At 67.2% G+C, this 18602-nt stretch carries 17 protein-coding genes and 1 pseudogene; 7 read left to right on the top strand and 11 right to left on the bottom strand.

Annotated elements, in window-relative coordinates:
- Positions 1-11: 11 nt before the first annotated feature.
- The 4 genes from rpsJ to ACIBAF_RS18485 all read right to left on the bottom strand — a co-directional run bounded on the left by rpsJ (position 12) and on the right by ACIBAF_RS18485 (position 2705).
- Entirely contained in the window at positions 12-320 is a 309-nt protein-coding gene (rpsJ, locus tag ACIBAF_RS18500; RefSeq protein WP_003948644.1) for a 30S ribosomal protein S10, read from the bottom strand.
- A gap of 521 nt (positions 321-841) precedes the next feature.
- The gene (locus ACIBAF_RS18495) at positions 842-1558 is read right to left on the bottom strand and encodes a hypothetical protein (RefSeq protein WP_399464288.1); all 717 of its coding nucleotides are present in this window, start codon (positions 1556-1558) and stop codon (positions 842-844) included.
- 92 nt (positions 1559-1650) lie between these two features.
- A complete protein-coding gene (locus tag ACIBAF_RS18490) occupies positions 1651-1833 on the bottom strand; it encodes a DUF397 domain-containing protein (protein ID WP_399464287.1) in 183 nt (60 codons plus the stop codon).
- Positions 1830-2705 carry a helix-turn-helix domain-containing protein gene (locus tag ACIBAF_RS18485; RefSeq protein ID WP_399464286.1) on the bottom strand — a complete coding sequence of 292 codons (876 nt, stop codon included), beginning with the start codon at positions 2703-2705 and terminating at the stop codon, positions 1830-1832. The genes ACIBAF_RS18490 and ACIBAF_RS18485 overlap by 4 nt, the downstream gene beginning before the upstream one ends.
- Positions 2706-2861: 156 nt before the next feature.
- Between ACIBAF_RS18485 and ACIBAF_RS18480 the strand changes: the two genes are divergently transcribed.
- The 5 genes and pseudogenes from ACIBAF_RS18480 to ACIBAF_RS18460 all read left to right on the top strand — a co-directional run bounded on the left by ACIBAF_RS18480 (position 2862) and on the right by ACIBAF_RS18460 (position 5650).
- Entirely contained in the window at positions 2862-3341 is a 480-nt protein-coding gene (locus ACIBAF_RS18480) for an ATP-binding protein (RefSeq protein ID WP_399464285.1), read from the top strand.
- Positions 3342-3549: 208 nt separating this feature from the next.
- A complete protein-coding gene (locus ACIBAF_RS18475) occupies positions 3550-4404 on the top strand; it encodes a helix-turn-helix domain-containing protein (RefSeq protein WP_399464284.1) in 855 nt (284 codons plus the stop codon).
- A 67-nt stretch (positions 4405-4471) separates the two neighbouring features.
- Positions 4472-4819: a hypothetical protein gene (locus ACIBAF_RS18470; RefSeq protein ID WP_399464283.1), complete on the top strand. Its 348-nt coding sequence runs from the start codon at positions 4472-4474 to the stop codon at positions 4817-4819.
- The gene (locus tag ACIBAF_RS18465) at positions 4816-5073 is read left to right on the top strand and encodes a hypothetical protein (protein ID WP_399464282.1); all 258 of its coding nucleotides are present in this window, start codon (positions 4816-4818) and stop codon (positions 5071-5073) included. The genes ACIBAF_RS18470 and ACIBAF_RS18465 overlap by 4 nt, the downstream gene beginning before the upstream one ends.
- Positions 5074-5075: 2 nt before the next feature.
- Positions 5076-5650, top strand: a pseudogene (locus ACIBAF_RS18460) (Uma2 family endonuclease).
- Here the strand turns inward: ACIBAF_RS18460 and ACIBAF_RS18455 are convergent.
- Entirely contained in the window at positions 5638-6768 is a 1131-nt protein-coding gene (locus tag ACIBAF_RS18455) for an acyltransferase family protein (RefSeq protein ID WP_399464395.1), read from the bottom strand. The pseudogene ACIBAF_RS18460 and the gene ACIBAF_RS18455 sit on opposite strands and share 13 nt — an antisense overlap.
- Before the next feature lie 178 nt (positions 6769-6946).
- On the opposite strand from ACIBAF_RS18455, the gene ACIBAF_RS18450 reads away from it, so the two are divergent.
- Positions 6947-7414, top strand: a complete 468-nt coding sequence (locus ACIBAF_RS18450; protein ID WP_399464281.1) for a hypothetical protein — start codon at positions 6947-6949, stop codon at positions 7412-7414.
- A 109-nt stretch (positions 7415-7523) separates the two neighbouring features.
- Here ACIBAF_RS18450 and tuf read toward each other — a convergent pair whose 3' ends face one another.
- The 5 genes from tuf to ACIBAF_RS18425 form a co-directional block, all read right to left on the bottom strand.
- On the bottom strand, positions 7524-8717 hold the full coding sequence (gene tuf, locus ACIBAF_RS18445; RefSeq protein ID WP_319164282.1) for an elongation factor Tu: 1194 nt from the start codon (positions 8715-8717) through the stop codon (positions 7524-7526).
- Between the two features lie 164 nt (positions 8718-8881).
- Positions 8882-11008, bottom strand: coding sequence for an elongation factor G (fusA, locus tag ACIBAF_RS18440; protein WP_399464280.1), 2127 nt, complete (start codon positions 11006-11008; stop codon positions 8882-8884).
- 39 nt (positions 11009-11047) lie between these two features.
- The gene (rpsG, locus tag ACIBAF_RS18435; protein ID WP_030788318.1) at positions 11048-11518 is read right to left on the bottom strand and encodes a 30S ribosomal protein S7; all 471 of its coding nucleotides are present in this window, start codon (positions 11516-11518) and stop codon (positions 11048-11050) included.
- Between the two features lie 3 nt (positions 11519-11521).
- Complete coding sequence (gene rpsL, locus ACIBAF_RS18430) at positions 11522-11893, bottom strand: 30S ribosomal protein S12 (RefSeq protein WP_003948652.1); 372 nt, start codon at positions 11891-11893, stop codon at positions 11522-11524.
- A gap of 255 nt (positions 11894-12148) precedes the next feature.
- On the bottom strand, positions 12149-13156 hold the full coding sequence (locus ACIBAF_RS18425) for a glycosyltransferase family 2 protein (protein WP_399464279.1): 1008 nt from the start codon (positions 13154-13156) through the stop codon (positions 12149-12151).
- A 146-nt stretch (positions 13157-13302) separates the two neighbouring features.
- On the opposite strand from ACIBAF_RS18425, the gene ACIBAF_RS18420 reads away from it, so the two are divergent.
- Positions 13303-14580, top strand: coding sequence for a hypothetical protein (locus ACIBAF_RS18420; RefSeq protein ID WP_399464278.1), 1278 nt, complete (start codon positions 13303-13305; stop codon positions 14578-14580).
- 107 nt (positions 14581-14687) lie between these two features.
- Here ACIBAF_RS18420 and ACIBAF_RS18415 read toward each other — a convergent pair whose 3' ends face one another.
- The gene (locus tag ACIBAF_RS18415; protein ID WP_399464277.1) at positions 14688-18587 is read right to left on the bottom strand and encodes a DNA-directed RNA polymerase subunit beta'; all 3900 of its coding nucleotides are present in this window, start codon (positions 18585-18587) and stop codon (positions 14688-14690) included.
- Between the last annotated feature and the right edge of the window lie 15 nt (positions 18588-18602).

The raw sequence follows: 18602 nt of genomic DNA, 5'->3' as shown, positions 1-18602 counted from the left end.
ATCACCGACCCCTAGAGCTTGATCTCGATGTCGACACCGGCCGGGAGGTCGAGTCGCATCAGAGAGTCAACGGTCTTGGGCGTCGGGTCGAGGATGTCGATCAGGCGCTTGTGCGTGCGCATCTCGAAGTGCTCGCGCGAGTCCTTGTACTTGTGCGGCGACTTGATGACGCAGTACACGTTCTTCTCAGTGGGCAGCGGCACCGGGCCCGCGACCGACGCACCAGTGCGGGTCACCGTCTCGACGATCTTCTTCGCCGAGGAGTCGATGACCTCGTGGTCGTAGGCCTTGAGCCGGATGCGGATCTTCTGTCCCGCCATGGCTACTCAGTAGTCCTGTCTCTTCTAACGCTCTGGAACCGGGTGGTCCGTTCACTCGATCCTCCGACCCACGCGGTCGGGTGTGTCGCGCTCTCACCGACACAGATGCCCCTTGTTCGAACATCCCTGCTGGGAAAGCACGGCCCTTCCGGAACCGCAAGCCGGGGACGAGAGGCCCACCGGGTGCCTGGTCGGTGCTGCACTGACACTTCCCGGAAGATTCCCGTACGTCCGCCCCAGCGCTGCCATCAGGCAGTTAGGGCGACGAGTACTGTGGGACTCGCTTCCGGTCCTCCCGGCGGGAGGCGCGCAACATCAACACTCGACCGAGCAACTCCGACAGTCTGCCATATGGGGCAGGGGCCTGGCCAATCGAGCCGGAGAGAATACCCCGCACGTGACGCAGGTCAAACGCGGGGCGCGGCGAGTGCTGCTCGCACGCCTGTCAGGTCGGCAGTCGCGGGGACGCCGGACGCAGGCGCTGGCGTATGGGCCGGTGCGTGAGGGCAGCGCCAGATGCACTACCCGCAGGGCGGCGGCTCGGCTCCGCCGGATGGCGCACCTCCGCCCTGACCAGAGCCGTCGGCGGACTCGGACTCGGGCTGACTGGCGAAGGCGCTCCTGCCGCTGTGCCGGAAGTTCTTGTTGCGGTCTTCTGCCTGTTTGCGGAGCCTACGCCGCTCCGGTGAGAGGGAAGCGCCGTTCTTCCGTTGCAGGTAGCTGCTCAGGCACCGCTCGAACGCTGCATCGAACTCCTGCAGCGCGGACTGCAGAGCTGGGAGATAGCGATCGATGCCGATCTCGGAAAGCCGCGGCGCAGAGCTCATGGCGTCGATCCGATCGCCGAACCTGCGAAGCTCCGTCCGGAACTGTTTCACGGCATCCTCGTACATGCCGAACTCGGCGAGCAGCCCGTCTCTGGACATGGAGAACTCGCCGCGCAGCGACTCATGAAGTTCTGGGCTCGGCCGCGTCTCCGCACAGAACAGCTCGTCGCGCTGGTTGGCCGTCAGTGTGATTCGGGAGGCCGCCTCCTCCCGTCGCTCCTCCCATGCCTGGACGCAGCTGTCGACGGCGGCTTCGGCCACGCCTCTGGTACACCCCCAGAGGGCACACAGGTCCATCAACGGTTTGTTGTAGCGCCTGCTCACCCGCTGCGAACCGGCACGGAGCGATATGAAGGCCACCCACACCGTGCCCACAGTGGTGATGAGTGCCACGAAAATCTCGCCCAGCAAGATCCCCTCTACGCACGGCCGAGCCACTCCCTGCGGCCCATGGTAGGCGCGCCCAACACCCTTGAGACAGAGGGCGGTTAAGGGCTACGCGGTCAGCGCGCCGCGGCGATGAAGGCAGCCCAGGCGGCCGGGGCGACGTGAAAGGTGGGACCCTCCTCCGGGTTCTTGGAATCACGGACGTGGACGGCGGCGGGGGTGGCGGCGACTTCGACACAGGAGTCGCCCTCGGAGCCGCTGCTGTAGCTGCTTTTGAACCACACGAGTTCCTGGATCATGTATCCCCCAGCAGTTGCTCAATAAAGGCCAACGACTCACGCGGAGTGAGTGCCTGAGCTCGGATGATGCCATACCGCAGTTCCAGGATACGGAGCTGCTTCAGGTCGGATACGGCCCGGCCGTTGGCCACCACGGGCGAACGCCCTACGGCAGACCCGTCACCGAATTTCAGCACCTCGATGCCACCGTCGACTCCGGCGTGCTCCTCACGATCCATCGGCATCACCTGAAGCTCGACGTTGCGCAACCGCCCTGTCTCCAGCAGGTGTTCGAGCTGGCATCGCAACGCCGCCCTCCCTCCGAGCGGACGGCGGAGCGTCCACTCCTCGAGCACGAAGCTGAGCTCAGGCATCGGGTCTCGTTCGAAGACCGACTTGCGTCCCACGCGGGCGGCGACGAACCGCTCCACCTCCGCCTCGGTGTACGCGGGCCGCCGCATCAAAAGCAGCGCCCGCCCGTAGTCGGGCGTCTGCAGCAGGCCGTGGATACTCAGCGGATCGTAGAGCTGGATCTCGACCGCCTTCGCCTCCAGCTCCGCGATCTCCCGCACCTTCTTCGGGTACTGGACCCGCTTCACGTCCTCGTTCATGGCCGAGAGCAACCCGCCGGCCGTCAGGATCTCGTCCGCCCTGTCCAGATACTCGGGCCGAGGGATCCGTTTTCCGCTTTCGATCTTGTACACCATGTCCTCGCCGTACCCCACCGCCACCGCGAAGTCGGTGACGCGCATCCCCACCGCCTCGCGCCGCAGCTTCAGCTGCCGTCCCACCGTGGCGACGACCGCGACGCCCCACTCGTCGTCCGGGTCCACCTCCCAACCCGGTTCGTCCGTCTCGTCCTTGAGCCGTACCGCCTGCCCGTCGACCGACATTCCGCGCCCCTCCGTCGTCCCGTCATTGCCACCACGGCGCTACCCGTACGCCCGCCCTCGACAGGCCTGGACACGGCCGGACAAGAGATGGACAGTGACCCTACGCAACCGCGTTGTCACTGTTAACGGTACGCATGCGCCAGCACGCTGAGTGACGTGATTCAGAAAACCCCCCGCCTTGACTCCCCCATCCGCAACTTCGACGTGCGCCTGTCCCCCACGCCCCGCGGAGCCCGTCTCGCCCGTCTGCTGGCCACAGAGCAACTCCGCTCCTGGGGGCTGCCCTTGGACCCGGCAGCCCATGTCGTCGCGGAGCTGTCGGCCAATGCCGTCACCCATGGCCGCGTCCCCGGCCGTGACTTCCAGCTCGTGCTGTACGTCATCGGCGACGCCCTCCGCATCGAGGTCACGGACACACGCGGTGACCGGATGCCGCGCCTGCGACAGGACCCCGGCGACAGCGAGTCGGGCCGGGGCCTGCTCCTCGTAGACGCGCTCGCCGACGGCTGGGGAGTGACCGAGGGGCGGCGGCCTCGCAAGACGGTCTGGGCGGAGGTCCGCATGTCATCGGCACCGGAACCCGATCCCCTGCACTTCGGTCGCAGGGGCGGTCTTTCCCAAGGACCACCTAGGTGAAATGACCCCACCAAGCCCCACCCCTCCCGCCCGCAGCGCAAACTCACTCCCGCGAGTGAATATGCCAACTGGAGTGGATTTGGGGCGGGTTGCCTGCCCTACGCTCAGCGCAGCATCACCACCACACAACCGCAGACATGCGACGGCCCCCGCCGGGACTGCAATCCCAGTGCGAGGGCCTGACCACCGAGGAAGAAGCACCTTCCTGATGGACACGGAAAACCCTAGCGCGCCGCCATGCGCCGAGTCCCGCATCCCGGGCAAAAACCACCCCCACGCGGGCGGACTCACCCACGACAACACCCGCCACACCGAACGCTTCACAGTGATCGGCAACCACCTCGCCCAGCACCAGGAGCTGTCGCTCCTAGCGATCGGCCTGGGCGTGCACATCCAGTCGCTGCCCAAGGGCGCCCGAGTCGACATCAAGACCCTCACCGCCCGCTTCCCCGAGGGCTCGGTCCGCATCGCCGCCGCTCTGCGTGAGCTGGAGTCCCACGGTTACCTCCGCCGCGAGCGTTCCCGCATCCCCGGCGGCCGGATCGTCACCCGCACGGTCTCCTGCAACCAGCCCGGCCACCTGGACCGCCGTCCGGCAGCGGACCACACTCCCAGGAAGCCGGCGACGGCACCCCGCAAGGCTCTCCCCGCCGTACCGAAGCCCGCACACCCCCACCCCACACTCCTCCAGACGGCGACCGACCTCCTCGCCCGCCTCCGCCGCCACGACTCCCGCCTCCTGCTCTCCGCCACGGACGTGGAGCACCTCGCCCCCGGAGTCGCCGCCTGGCTGGAACGGGACGTCGGCTCCGTAGCCGTGGTGCAAGCCCTCACCGCGGACCTCCCGGACCCGCTACGCCGACCGGCCGCCCTCCTGGCCCACCGCCTGGCCGCCCAACTCCCACCCCCACCGCCCTTCCGAGCGCCGGAGCCTCCGCCGCCCACGCGAGGCCCCTCGCCGACCTGCGACGGCTGCGACCGCCCCTTCCGCTCGCCGACCTCTGGACTCCTCTGCCGTGACTGCCGTGACTGCCGCGCTTCCCGTGTCACCACCGCCCCCTGAGCCCGTTCTGTCCCGTTCTCTGCCCTCAGACCGGATACTCTGGCCGGGGCACCCCCAGGAGGACATCATGAGCACTCAGGCCGACCACGGGCACGAGCTGATCCCCCGTCCCGAGCTGACTCCCGATGCCCTGCACGCAGCTCTCGCCGTCGTTGCCCCAGGTCGCCTGGACGAGATGCAGGCCATGAAGGACGAGGCCTTCGCCAAGGCGGTCGAGTGGCAATCGCTCAGCCCGGTACAGAGCTGGGTCCTGATCTGGGCCAAGGAGATCGAGATCGCCCGCCGCCCGGACCTCTCCACCCGCTACGCCCAGGCGGAGAGCGATCTGGAACATGAGGATCCGGTGATCGCGCGGGAAGCGCTCCGCGAGCTGAGCGCGATCCTCGACGAGGCCCTGAAAGCAGTGCGCGAGTGAGCTGGAAGTGGGAATACGCCTTCGCTGCCGAAGAATCTGCTCGTGCCGCCCCTGCGGACTTCCTCACCGCCGTGGAACGCAAGGCCGACGAACTGGTGAGGGCAGCCGAAGCCCTACACATTCACGGTCGTGCCCACGAGGGGATCGACCCCAAGGGCGGCGAAATCATCGTCTCCGGCGGCTGGTTCGGTTACCAGATCGTCGTGCGTAGCGAACGCGTGTACATCGTCCAGATCACCTGTCTCCGTTTCTGAACATGCCGATCCGCCAGCACCCCTCCCACATCTACCGGGCCATGCGCGATTTCGTTCAGTCCGTGGACGACACCCTGCCCGGCAAGTTCGAGGTCACCGCAGAAGGCATCGTCCACGATCTCCACCCGTCGGCCGGCACGAGCTCACTGCTCTCCATCTACGTAAGCGCCTTGAGAAGGCGATGCCGGAAGAGATCGTCGCCCACACGGGCAAACCCGATGTCGAGTGCGAGCCCGAAGGGATCCTGCGACGGCCTGACCTCATGGTGATCGCCGAGGCGGACATGCAGGGAGAGGGCTCCTTCGACCCCCGCACCCTGGTCGCCGCCATCGAGGTCGTCTCCCGCTCCAACCCTGACAACGACTGGGTCAGCAAGGTGCGCGACTACCCCCTGATGGGTATCCCCGTCTACGCGATCTTCGACCCCCGCACCGGCTCCGGCGCCGTCCTCACCGACATCCACCCCACCCCCGACGGCCCCCGTTACGCGACCCGCAAGGACTTCGTCTACGGCGAGGACGTCACCATCGCGGAGTGGACGATCTCCACCGAAGACCTCCCCCGCTACCCCGCCTGATCGGCGCGCAGCCGCACGAACGCCCCCTCCAGCCCCCGCTTCACCGCCCCCGCCACCGGCCTCTCCACGAACCGGTGCGCCGCCCAGCTCAACAGCAGGAACCCGGCCAGGACCACCGCCACCAGCAACCGCGCGTCCATCTCGTCGCGCAGGCGGTTGATCACCGCCGTGCCCGCCGCGTAGTGCATCAGGTAGAGGGGGTAGGTCAGACTGCCCGCCGTCACCAGCCACCGCCACCGGACGCGGTCCGTCCAGCCGAGCGCCACCGCGACCATCACCAGCAGGAAGACCGTGAAGATCAGCACCGCCCCCCGCCAACTGGACACGTGCTCGACCTCGTCGATGCGGTCGCCGAGCTCCTTCTGAGCCATCAGCCAGGCCATGCCGAGGATGCCCCACAGCAGCAGGTCCTGGCCGAAGCGGTGCATCAGGTACAGGGCCAGGCCGGCGATGAAGTACCAGGCGCTCTCCGGGGCCGCCAGCAGGTCCAGCAGCGGGAAGTCCGCCACCGGCGCGAGCATCGCCGCCGCACCCCACACACAGCAGAACACCACCACCCTGCGATACGTCAGGCCCCTCCACACGACCGCCAGGAACAGCAGATAGAAGCGGAGCTCCGACCAGAGCGTCCAGTACACGCCGTCGACGTTCCGCACCCCCGAACCCGACTGCAGCATCGTCAGGTTCAAGAGGACATCCCGCGCCCGCAGTTGCTCCCACACGCCCGGCAGCGCCGCCAGCACGGCCGTCGTGAACAGCACCGCGAACCAGTACGCCGGGTAGAGGCGGATCACCCGCGACACGAAGAACTGCCTCGGCGTGCGGCCCCAACACGACATGCAGATCACGAAGCCGCTGATCACGAAGAAGATCTCGACGCCGATCCAGCCGTAGGCCGCCACATGGAACACCGTCGGCATGATGTCCGACACCGGGCGGTCCCAGATCAGGTTGTCCGGCATGTTCGCGCGGCGGGTCCCGGCGTAGTGGTGGAGGGCGACCATGAGCGCCGCCAGCAGGCGGATTCCGTCGACGGCGTACAGACGGGGACGTTCCTGCCGCCGGCCGGGGATGCCGGGGCGCTGCTCCGGCTGGACGGCGAGCGGGGGGAGAGCCAGGCCAGTCACCCGCGTGACATTACGGCCGTCACAATCACCACACAGGGAGCAGAAGTGAGCATTCCGCGCACCCGGCGAGCAAGGTTGACCGACCCCTCGTCGGCCCGTCGCGCAGGGTTCGCCGACACTTCACCCGACGACTACGGCCCTTGACGACTTCGACGATTCGAGTGAACTCATGAGCGACAACGTCCTCTCGGTCATTCCGACAGACCCGCACTGGCAGCCCGACCAAGCCGCGGCCGACCGCACCGCCGCACTCGTCGCCCGGCTCGTCCCGGAGGACGACAGCGGCTTCGACTCCGAGATCGACGTCGACTGGTACGACGCCGTCATGGCCGTCGACTGCGGCGAGAACCTCGTACGGATCGGCTGCCCGCAGTGCGGTGCGACGATCTCCGACGAGTGGTACCAGGACCTCCTCGAAGCCCACGGCGACGACGGCTTCGTTGGCCTCGCCGTGAAGGTCCCCTGCTGCGGGGCGGCCGAGACGCTGGACGCCCTGGAGTACGACGGTCCCTGCGGCTTCGCCCGGTTCGAGATCGCCGTGTGGAATCCGGACCGGGAGCCGTTCGACGACGGGGAGCTGATCGCTCTCGGCGCGGCGCTCGGGCATCCCGTCCGGCAGGTGCTCGCGCGCATCTGAGCTCACGGCAACCCGCAGCGACATGGCGAAAGGGCCCGTACGACCGGAGTCGTACGGGCCCTCTCAGGTGCTCAGCTCAGGCTGGAGCTACCAGGTCGAACAACAAGACTTACTTGTTGATCTTGGTGACCTGGCCGGCGCCGACCGTCCGGCCACCCTCACGGATGGCGAACTTCAGGCCCTCTTCCATGGCGACGGGCTGGATGAGCTCCACCTTCATCTCGGTGTTGTCACCCGGCATGACCATCTCGGTGCCCTCGGGGAGGGTCACGACGCCGGTCACGTCCGTCGTACGGAAGTAGAACTGCGGACGGTAGTTGTTGAAGAAGGGGGTGTGACGGCCACCCTCGTCCTTCGACAGGATGTAGGCCTGGGCCTCGAACTCGGTGTGCGGGGTGACCGAGCCCGGCTTGATGATGACCTGGCCGCGCTCGACGTCCTCGCGCTTGATGCCGCGGAGCAGCAGACCGACGTTCTCACCGGCCTGGCCCTCGTCGAGCAGCTTGCGGAACATCTCGATGCCGGTGACCGTGGTGGTGGTCTTCTCCTGCTTGATGCCGATGATGTCAACGGTCTCGTTGACCTTCAGGACACCACGCTCGATACGGCCGGTGACGACCGTACCGCGACCGGTGATCGTGAAGACGTCCTCGACGGGCATGAGGAACGGCTTGTCGACGTCACGCTCGGGGGTCGGGATCGACTCGTCGACGGCGGCCATCAGGTCGAGGACCGTCTGACCCCACTCGGCGTCGCCCTCGAGCGCCTTGAGCGCCGAGACCTTGACGACCGGCAGGTCGTCGCCCGGGAACTCGTACTCGGAGAGGAGCTCACGGACCTCGAGCTCGACGAGCTCCAGGATCTCCTCGTCGTCCACCATGTCGGCCTTGTTCAGGGCGACGACGATGTACGGAACGCCGACCTGGCGGGCCAGGAGCACGTGCTCCTTGGTCTGCGGCATCGGGCCGTCGGTGGCGGCGACGACGAGGATGGCGCCGTCCATCTGCGCCGCACCCGTGATCATGTTCTTGATGTAGTCCGCGTGACCGGGGCAGTCGACGTGGGCGTAGTGACGCGTCTCGGTCTGGTACTCGACGTGCGCGATGGAGATCGTGATACCGCGCTGGCGCTCCTCAGGAGCCTTGTCGATCTGGTCGAAGGCCGAAGCCTCGTTCAGGTCCGGGTACGCGTCGTGCAGCACCTTGGTAATGGCGGCCGTGAGGGTCGTCTTACCGTGGTCGATGTGACCGATGGTGCCGATGTTGACGTGCGGCTTAGTCCGCTCGAACTTCGCCTTCGCCACTGGGGTCCTCCTGGGAGTGGTTCTGGTACGCCTTACTTCATCGGCGCCAGGTGATCTTTGCTGTCATAGCCCGGGCCCGGAGCAAACACCCACGAACGGTGACGAATGCGGGTGGTTGCCCCAGAGGCTCCGGAGTCAAGCCTAAAGCGTGTGAACGCGGTGCGTTACTCGCCCTTGGCCTTCGCGATGATCTCCTCGGCGACGTTCCGGGGAACCTCGGCGTAGGAGTCGAACTGCATCGAGTAGCTCGCGCGACCCGACGTCTTGCTGCGGAGGTCGCCGACGTAGCCGAACATCTCCGACAGGGGCACCAGGCCCTTGACGACGCGGGCACCGGCCCGCTCCTCCATGGCCTGGATCTGACCACGGCGGGAGTTGATGTCGCCGATGACCTCGCCCATGTAGTCCTCGGGCGTGGTGACCTCGACGGCCATCATCGGCTCGAGCAGCACGGGGCTGGCCTTGCGCGCGGCCTCCTTGAAGGCCTGCGAACCGGCGATCTTGAAGGCGAGCTCGGAGGAGTCCACCTCGTGGTAGCCACCGTCGAGCAGGGTGACGCGCACGCCGGTCATCTCGTAACCGGCGAGGATGCCGAACTGCATGGCCTCCTGCGCACCGGCGTCGACCGAAGGGATGTACTCCTTCGGGATACGACCACCGGTCACCTTGTTCACGAACTCGTACGAGGCGTCGCCGCCCTCGATCGGCTCGATCGCGATCTGCACCTTGGCGAACTGGCCGGTGCCACCGGTCTGCTTCTTGTGCGTGTAGTCGACCCGGTCGACCGCCTTGCGGATGGTCTCGCGGTAGGCGACCTGCGGCTTGCCGACGTTGGCCTCGACCTTGAACTCACGGCGCATACGGTCGACCAGCACCTCGAGGTGCAGTTCGCCCATGCCGCCGATGATGGTCTGGCCGGTCTCCTCGTCCGAGTGGACCTGGAACGACGGGTCCTCCTCGGCCAGGCGCTGGATCGCGATGCCCAGCTTCTCCTGATCGCCCTTCGACTTGGGCTCGATGGCGACCTGGATGACCGGAGCCGGGAAGTCCATGGACTCCAGGATCACGGGGGCCTTGTCGTCGCACAGCGTCTCACCGGTCGTGGTCTGCTTCAGACCCATGACGGCGACGATGTCGCCGGCGCCGACCGCCTCGATCTCCTCACGCTTGTTCGCGTGCATGCGGTAGATCTTGCCGATGCGCTCCTTCTTGCCCTTGACGGAGTTCAGCACGGCAGTGCCGGACACCAGGCGGCCCGAGTAGACCCGGACGAAGGTGAGCTTGCCCAGGTGCGGGTCGCTCATGATCTTGAACGCCAGCGCGGACAGCGGCTCGTCGTCGGACGGCTTGCGCTTGACGACCTGCTCCGGGTCCTTCACGTCGTGGCCCTCGATGGCCTCGACGTCCAGGGGGGAGGGCAGGTAGCGCACGACCGCGTCGAGCAGGGGCTGGACGCCCTTGTTCTTGAACGCGGTGCCACAGAACACCGGGGTGACGGTGACGCCGTCGGACTTGCCGGACGCGATGGTGATACGACGGATCGCGGCGTACAGCTGCTCCACGGAAGGCTCCTGGCCCTCCAGGTACAGCTCCATGATCTCGTCGTCGTTCTCGGCGACGGTCTCGACGAGCTTGCCGCGGTACTCCTCGGCAGCCTCGGTGTGGGTGGACGGGATGTCGACGACGTCGTACATCTCGCCCTTCTCCGCCTCGGCGGACCACACGAAGGCCTTCATCGTGACCAGGTCGACGACGCCCTTGAAGTCGGCCTCGGCACCGATCGGCAGCTGCATGACGATCGGCGTCGCGCCGAGGCGGCTGCTGATCATGTCGACGCAGCGGTGGAACTCGGCGCCGGTCCGGTCGAGCTTGTTGACGAAGCAGATGCGCGGGACGCCGTAGCGGTCCGCCTGACGCCACACCGTCTCGGACTGGGGCTCGACGCCGGCAACGCCGTCGAACACCGTCACGGCGCCGTCGAGCACACGCAGGGAACGCTCTACCTCGACGGTGAAGTCGACGTGACCCGGGGTGTCGATGATGTTGATGGTGTGGTCGACGTCCTCGAGCGGCCAGTGACAGGTGGTGGCAGCAGAGGTGATCGTGATGCCACGCTCCTGCTCCTGCTCCATCCAGTCCATGGTCGCGGCGCCGTCGTGGACCTCACCGATCTTGTAGGAGACGCCGGTGTAGAACAGGATCCGCTCGGTGGTGGTCGTCTTGCCCGCGTCGATGTGGGCCATGATCCCGATGTTGCGGACCTTGGCCAGGTCAAGTGAAGTGGTAGCCATAAGGCTTTCGTCTTCTCTCGGTCTCGATGTGGGTAGCGACTACCAGCGGTAGTGCGCGAAGGCCTTGTTGGACTCGGCCATCTTGTGGGTGTCCTCGCGCTTCTTCACAGCGGCGCCAAGGCCGTTGGACGCGTCGAGAAGCTCGTTGAGCAGGCGCTCGGTCATGGTCTTCTCGCGACGGGCGCGGGAGTAGCCCACGAGCCAGCGCAGCGCCAGGGTGCTCGCGCGGCCCGGCTTGACCTCGACCGGAACCTGGTAGGTCGCGCCACCGACACGGCGGGACTTGACCTCGATGGTCGGCTTGATGTTCTCGAGAGCGCGCTTCAGCGTGATGACCGGGTCGTTGCCGGTCTTCTCGCGCAGGCCCTCCATGGCGCCGTAGACGATGCGCTCGGCGGTGGAGCGCTTGCCGTTCAGCAGCACCTTGTTGATGAGCGACGTGACAAGAGGAGAACCGTAGACCGGGTCGATGATGACCGGGCGCTTCGGGGCAGGGCCCTTACGAGGCATTTCTTACTTCTCCTTCTTGGCGCCGTAGCGGCTGCGGGCCTGCTTGCGGTTCTTGACACCCTGGGTGTCGAGGGAGCCGCGGATGATCTTGTAGCGAACACCCGGCAGGTCCTTCACACGGCCACCGCGCACGAGCACGATGGAGTGCTCCTGCAGGTTGTGTCCCTCACCCGGAATGTAAGCGGTGACCTCGATCCCGCTGGTCAGACGCACACGCGCGACCTTACGCAGGGCCGAGTTCGGCTTCTTCGGGGTGGTCGTGAACACACGCGTGCAGACGCCGCGACGCTGAGGGGAACCCTCGAGTGCGGGCGTCTTGTTCTTCTCGACCTTGTCCTGCCGGCCCTTACGGACCAGCTGCTGGATCGTAGGCACTACTTCTCCGGTTTCTGTGTGCCGATTTGTACAGCTAACCTGGAACTTCGCCGACCCACGCGGTCGGGTGTGTCGAACCCGCGGACTCCCGCCGCGAGGCAGAAAGAAGCGCAGATCGCGGTGGCCACTGCTTAGACCCCTGTGCGGTTGCAGACACGCACGTGGGCCAGGGCACACCCCAGGCACAAGGTCTGAGCGTACCTAGCGCATTCACTTCGGTCAAAACAAAGGCCCCGCCACCGACACGCCGAAGGTTTACGAGCCCTGCCGCAGGGTCTGTGGTACCGGAGCAGTCTCCGGCTCCGGGTCGTGCGCGGTGTCCCGTCCGACGAAGTACGTAGGCCGGTTCTGCACGGCCGTGTAGATGCGCCCGACGTACTCGCCGAGCAGCCCCACGCAGATCAGCTGGACCGCGCCGACGAACATCACGCCGATGAACAGGGACGTCCAGCCGGGCACGGTGTGGCCCAGGGCGTAGGCGCTCAGGGTGTAGCCCATCAGGGCGAGGCAGACCAGGAAGGCGAAGCCGCCCAGCCAGGTGGCGATGCGCAGGGGGGCCGCGGAGAAGCCGGTGACGCTGTCGACGGCCAGCCGGATCATCCGGCCCAGGGGGTACTTGCTCTCGCCCGCCGGCCGCGGCGCACGCTCGTAGGTGACCTCACCGCTGGGGAAGCCCAGCCAGGGCACCAGGAGCCGGTACACGCGCTGCTGGTCGGGCAGGGCCTTCAGGGCGTCCACCGCGGCCCGGCTCAGCAGCCTGAAGTCACCGGCCTGGGCCGGGACGTCCTCCCCCGCGAGCCGGCGCACGAGACGGTAGTACAGGCCCGCCGTCCACCGCTTGAACCCGGTGTCGCTGGCTCGGTCCGCGCGGATGCCGTAGACGATGTCGAGGTTCTCGGCGCGGGCCAGCGCGAGCATGTCGGCGATCTTCTCGGGCGGGTCCTGCAGGTCGGCGTCGATGCTGACGACGTACGCCCCGAGCGCCCGGTCGAGGCCCGCGGTGAGGGCCGCCTGGTGGCCGGAGTTGCGGCGCAGACCGATGATGCGCAGTTCCGGCCAGCCGAGCCGGAAGGCGGCGAGCAGCTCGGCCGTGCGGTCGGCGCTGCCGTCGTCCACCGCGACGACCTCGTAGGGGACTCCGAGACCCGCAAGGACCGGACGCAACCGGCTGACCAGCGCCGGAAGGACCTCTTCCTCGTTGTACATGGGTATGACGACCGACAACACGGTCGCCGTGTCCTCGGCGGTTCGCGCTTCGGTCACCCGTCCTCCCCCAACCTGTGGCGCACATGTGCGACTCTGTTGCGCGATCTTATGACCACATTCTTATGACCAGACTTCACGATCAACCGGACAGCGCTGCCGCCCCGCCCTGGTGTCCGGCGATCGGCCGAGGGGGGACCCCAGCCATGAGCACGGCTTCCAAGGACACGGCGACGGGCTCCGCCGTGCCCGGCGGGCGAGGGGAGCGGCTCCCGAGGCTCCGCCGCCTCACCCTGCCGGACGGTGTACGACCGTACCTCGCCCCGCTGCTCCTCTACGGCACGATGAAGCTCGTCGGGCTGACCGTGTTCGCCTGGCTCCTGGAGTGGGCCGACGAGTACCAGAAGAAGAACCCGCGCTTCGGCGGCGGCGCCCACTGGTGGGACGTGCTCGCCACCTGGGACGGCTGGTGGTACCTGCAGGTCGCCGAGAAGGGCTACCACCCCAAGCCGCTCCAACCTCTCGATCCGGGCGGCCTGTTCAAGGTCAAGCAGGACTCGGTCGCCTTCTTCCCGCTCTACCCGGGCCTGATCCGAGGCGTGTCCGAGATCACAGGACTGGGCCTCTACGGCTCCGCGATCCTCGTGTCGGTCCTGGCCTCCTTCCTCGCCTCCGCCGGCATCTACGCCGTCGTCTCGACCCTCGCCGGCGTGCGGGCGGGCACCATCGCGGCCGGACTGTGGGCGGTGGCGCCCGGCGCGGGCGTGGAGTGGGCGGTGTACTCGGAGTCGGTGTTCGTCGCCATAGCGGCCTGGTGCTGCTACTGCGTGATGAAGGGCCGCTGGGTGGCCGCCGGGCTCCTCGCCTTCCTGGCCGGGCTCAACCGGCCGACGTCCGCCGCGCTCATCGGCGCCGTCGGGCTGGCCGCGATCGTGACCCTCGCCCGGCGCGACAGCAGGCGCGAGCACGGGGTCGCCGGTCCCGTGTACGCGATGATCGCCGCGCCGCTCGGCCTGCTCACCTACATCGCCTGGGTCGGCCTCAGCATGGGCGACCTCACCGCGTACTTCACGCTCCAGCGCGACGGCTGGGCGCACTACTTCGACTTCGGCGCCTACACCCTCGACGTGCTGCGCAACACGGCCGTCGGCCGCCACGACTACCTGTTCGCGTTCACGGTCCCCGACCTGCTGGCCGTCCAGCTCGTCCTGGCGCTGCCCTTCCTGATCGCGCTGATGCTGCGCAAGAAGCCGCCGCTGGTGCTGGTCGCGTACACGCTGGCGAGCGTGATCACCGTGCTGGGCACCCAGCAGATGTTCGGCAACACGGGCCGCTACCTGCTCCCGGCCTTTCCCCTGCTGCTGGCCCCGGCGGCGGCCCTGAGCCGGCTGAAGTGGCCGAGCCTGGCGGTGTTCTTCGCGACGGCGTCCATAGCGTCCGGCTGGTACGCGCACTACGTGATCTTCGAGCTCGGCATCCCGTAGCCGGGTTCCGCGAACCGGTCCGCAGACCGGTTCCGCAGACTGTTCCGCAGACGCCGAAGGGCGCCCACCCCGTACGAGACGGAGTGGGCGCCCTTCGAACTGCTCGCTTACTGGTTGTACGGACCGTAGTCGTAGTCCTCCAGCGGAACGGCCTGGCCGGAGCCCGTGCCGAACGGCGAGTAGTCGATGTCGTCGTAGCCGACGGCCGAGTACATCGCGGCCTTGGCCTCCTCGGTCGGCTCGACCCGGATGTTGCGGTAGCGGGACAGGCCCGTACCGGCCGGGATGAGCTTACCGATGATGACGTTCTCCTTGAGGCCGATCAGGGAGTCGGACTTGGCGTTGATCGCCGCGTCCGTCAGCACCCTGGTCGTCTCCTGGAAGGACGCCGCCGACAGCCAGGACTCCGTGGCCAGCGAGGCCTTGGTGATACCCATGAGCTGCGGACGACCGGAGGCCGGGTGACCGCCCTCCTGGACCACACGACGGTTCTCGACCTCGAACTTCGAGCGCTCGACGAGCTCGCCGGGCAGCAGCTCGGCGTCGCCGGACTCGATGATCGTCACCCGGCGCAGCATCTGCCGGATGATGATCTCGATGTGCTTGTCGTGGATCGACACACCCTGCGAGTTGTACACCTTCTGGACCTCGCCGACCAGGTGGACCTGGACGGCACGCTGACCCAGGATGCGCAGCACGTCGTGCGGGTTGGTGGCGCCCACGGTGAGCTTCTGGCCCACCTCGACGTGCTCGCCCTCGCTGACCAGGAGACGGGCGCGCTTCGAGATCGGGAACGCCGTCTCGTCGCTGCCGTCGTCCGGCGTGATGACGATCTTCTTGGTCTTCTCGGTCTCCTCGATCCGCACGCGGCCGGAGGCCTCGGAGATCGGGGCGACACCCTTCGGGGTACGGGCCTCGAAGAGCTCGACGACACGCGGCAGACCCTGGGTGATGTCGTCACCGGCCACACCACCGGTGTGGAAGGTACGCATCGTCAGCTGGGTGCCGGGCTCACCGATGGACTGGGCGGCGATGATGCCGACCGCCTCACCGATGTCGACCAGCTTGCCGGTGGCCAGCGAACGGCCGTAGCACATGGCGCAGGTGCCGACCTGGGACTCGCAGGTCAGGATCGAGCGGGTCTTGACCTCCTCGACGCCGTGGCGCACGAGCTGGTCGATGAGCACGTCGCCCAGGTCCACGTTGGCCGGCGCGATCACCTTGCCGTCGATGACGACGTCCTCGGCGAGCATGCGGGCGTAGACGCTGGTCTCGACGTCGTCCGTCTTGCGCAGGACGCCGTCCTCGCCGCGGATCGCGATCTTCAGCTTCAGACCGCGCTCGGTGCCGCAGTCCTCCTCGCGGATGATGACGTCCTGCGAGACGTCCACCAGACGACGGGTCAGGTAACCCGAGTCGGCGGTACGCAGGGCGGTGTCAGCGAGACCCTTACGGGCGCCGTGGGTGGAGATGAAGTACTCCAGCACGGAGAGACCCTCACGGAACGACGCCTTGATGGGCCGCGGGATGGTCTCGTTCTTCGCGTTCGACACCAGACCACGCATACCGGCGATCTGCCGCATCTGCATCATGTTTCCTCGGGCGCCCGAGTCAACCATCATGAAGATGGGGTTCGTCTTGGGGAAGTTCTCGTTCATCGCCTCGGCGACCTCGTTGGTCGCCTTGGTCCAGATCGCGATGAGCTCCTGAGTGCGCTCTTCCTTGGTGATCAGACCGCGCTCGTACTGCTTCTGGACCTTCTCGTCCTGCGCCTCGTAGCCCTTGACGATCTCCTTCTTCGCCTCGGGAACGACGACGTCGGAGATGGCCACGGTGACACCGGAACGGGTCGCCCAGTAGAAGCCGGACGCCTTCAGGTTGTCGAGCGTCGCCGCCACGATGACCTTGGGGTAGCGCTCGGCCAGGTCGTTGACGATCTCGGAGAGCTGCTTCTTGCCCACCGAGTAGTCGACGAACGGGTAGTCCTCGGGCAGCAGCTCGTTGAAGAGCGCGCGGCCCAGGGTGGTGCGCAGGCGGAAGGTGTCCCCCTGCTGCCACTCGGGCTCGCCCTCCTCGCGCGCCGGCGGCGTCCAGCCACGCGGCGGGATGGTGCCCACCGGGAAGCGGATGTCGATCGGCGACTGCAGCGCGAGCTCACCGGCGTCGAACGCCATGATCGCCTCGGCCGTGGAGCCGAAGGACCGGCCCTCGCCCTTGGTGTCACGCAGCTCGCCGTCGGTGGTGAGGAAGAACAGACCGAGGACCATGTCCTGGGTCGGCATCGTCACCGGACGGCCGTCGGCGGGCTTGAGGATGTTGTTCGAGGACAGCATCAGGATGCGGGCCTCGGCCTGCGCCTCCGCGGAGAGCGGCAGGTGGACGGCCATCTGGTCACCGTCGAAGTCCGCGTTGAACGCAGTGCAGACGAGCGGGTGGATCTGGATGGCCTTGCCCTCGACCAGCTGCGGCTCGAAGGCCTGGATGCCGAGGCGGTGCAGGGTGGGAGCACGGTTCAGCAGCACCGGGTGCTCGGCGATGACCTCTTCGAGGACGTCGTACACGACGGTGCGGCCGCGCTCCACCATGCGCTTGGCGCTCTTGATGTTCTGCGCGTGGTTCAGGTCGACCAGGCGCTTCATCACGAACGGCTTGAAGAGCTCCAGCGCCATCGCCTTCGGCAGACCGCACTGGTGCAGCTTCAGCTGCGGACCGACGACGATCACGGAACGCGCGGAGTAGTCCACACGCTTGCCGAGCAGGTTCTGACGGAATCGACCCTGCTTGCCCTTCAGCATGTCGCTGAGGGACTTCAGCGGGCGGTTGCCGGGACCGGTGACCGGACGGCCACGACGGCCGTTGTCGAACAGCGCGTCCACGGCCTCCTGGAGCATGCGCTTCTCGTTGTTCACGATGATCTCGGGCGCACCGAGGTCGAGAAGGCGCTTCAGGCGGTTGTTGCGGTTGATCACACGGCGGTACAGGTCGTTCAGGTCGGAGGTCGCGAAGCGGCCACCGTCCAGCTGCACCATCGGGCGAAGGTCCGGCGGGATGACCGGCACGCAGTCCAGCACCATGCCCTTGGGGCTGTTGCTGGTCTGCAGGAACGCGGAGACGACCTTGAGGCGCTTGAGCGCACGGGTCTTCTTCTGGCCCTTGCCGGTGCGGATGATCTCGCGGAGGCGCTCGGCCTCCTCGTCCAGGTCGAAGGACTCCAGGCGCTTCTGCAGCGCCGCGGCGCCCATCGAACCGTCGAAGTACGTGCCGAAGCGGTCACGCAGCTCGCGGTAGAGGAGCTCGTCGCCCTCCAGGTCCTGGACCTTGAGGTTCTTGAAGCGGGTCCACACCTCGTCGAGACGGTCGATCTCGCGCTGCGCACGGTCGCGCAGCTGCTTCATCTCGCGCTCGGCGCCTTCGCGCACCTTGCGGCGCACGTCGGCCTTGGCGCCCTCGGCCTCCAGCTCGGCCAGGTCGGTCTCGAGCTTCTTGGCGCGGGCCTCGAGGTCGGCGTCGCGACGGTTCTCGATCTGCTGACGCTCGACGGAGACGTGCGCCTCCAGCGAGGGCAGGTCACGCGTACGGCGCTCGTCGTCGACGTACGTGATCATGTACGCCGCGAAGTAGATGACCTTCTCGAGGTCCTTCGGGGCGAGGTCGAGCAGGTAGCCGAGGCGCGACGGAACGCCCTTGAAGTACCAGATGTGCGTGACGGGGGCGGCCAGCTCGATGTGGCCCATCCGCTCACGACGCACCTTGGCGCGAGTGACCTCGACGCCGCAGCGCTCGCAGATGATGCCCTTGAACCGGACACGCTTGTACTTGCCGCAGTAGCACTCCCAGTCCCGGGTCGGACCGAAGATCTTCTCGCAGAAGAGTCCGTCCTTTTCCGGCTTGAGCGTGCGGTAGTTGATCGTCTCGGGCTTCTTGACCTCGCCGTGGCTCCACTGACGGATGTCGTCCGCGGTGGCCAGGCCGATCCGGAGCTCGTCGAAGAAGTTGACGTCGAGCACTATGCGTCAATCCCT

This window comes from Streptomyces sp. NPDC051677 (assembly GCF_044453465.1).
Classification (GTDB): domain Bacteria; phylum Actinomycetota; class Actinomycetes; order Streptomycetales; family Streptomycetaceae; genus Streptomyces.
The sequence above is the reverse complement of the archived record's forward strand: the minus strand, read 5'-3'. Positions and strand labels throughout refer to the sequence as shown.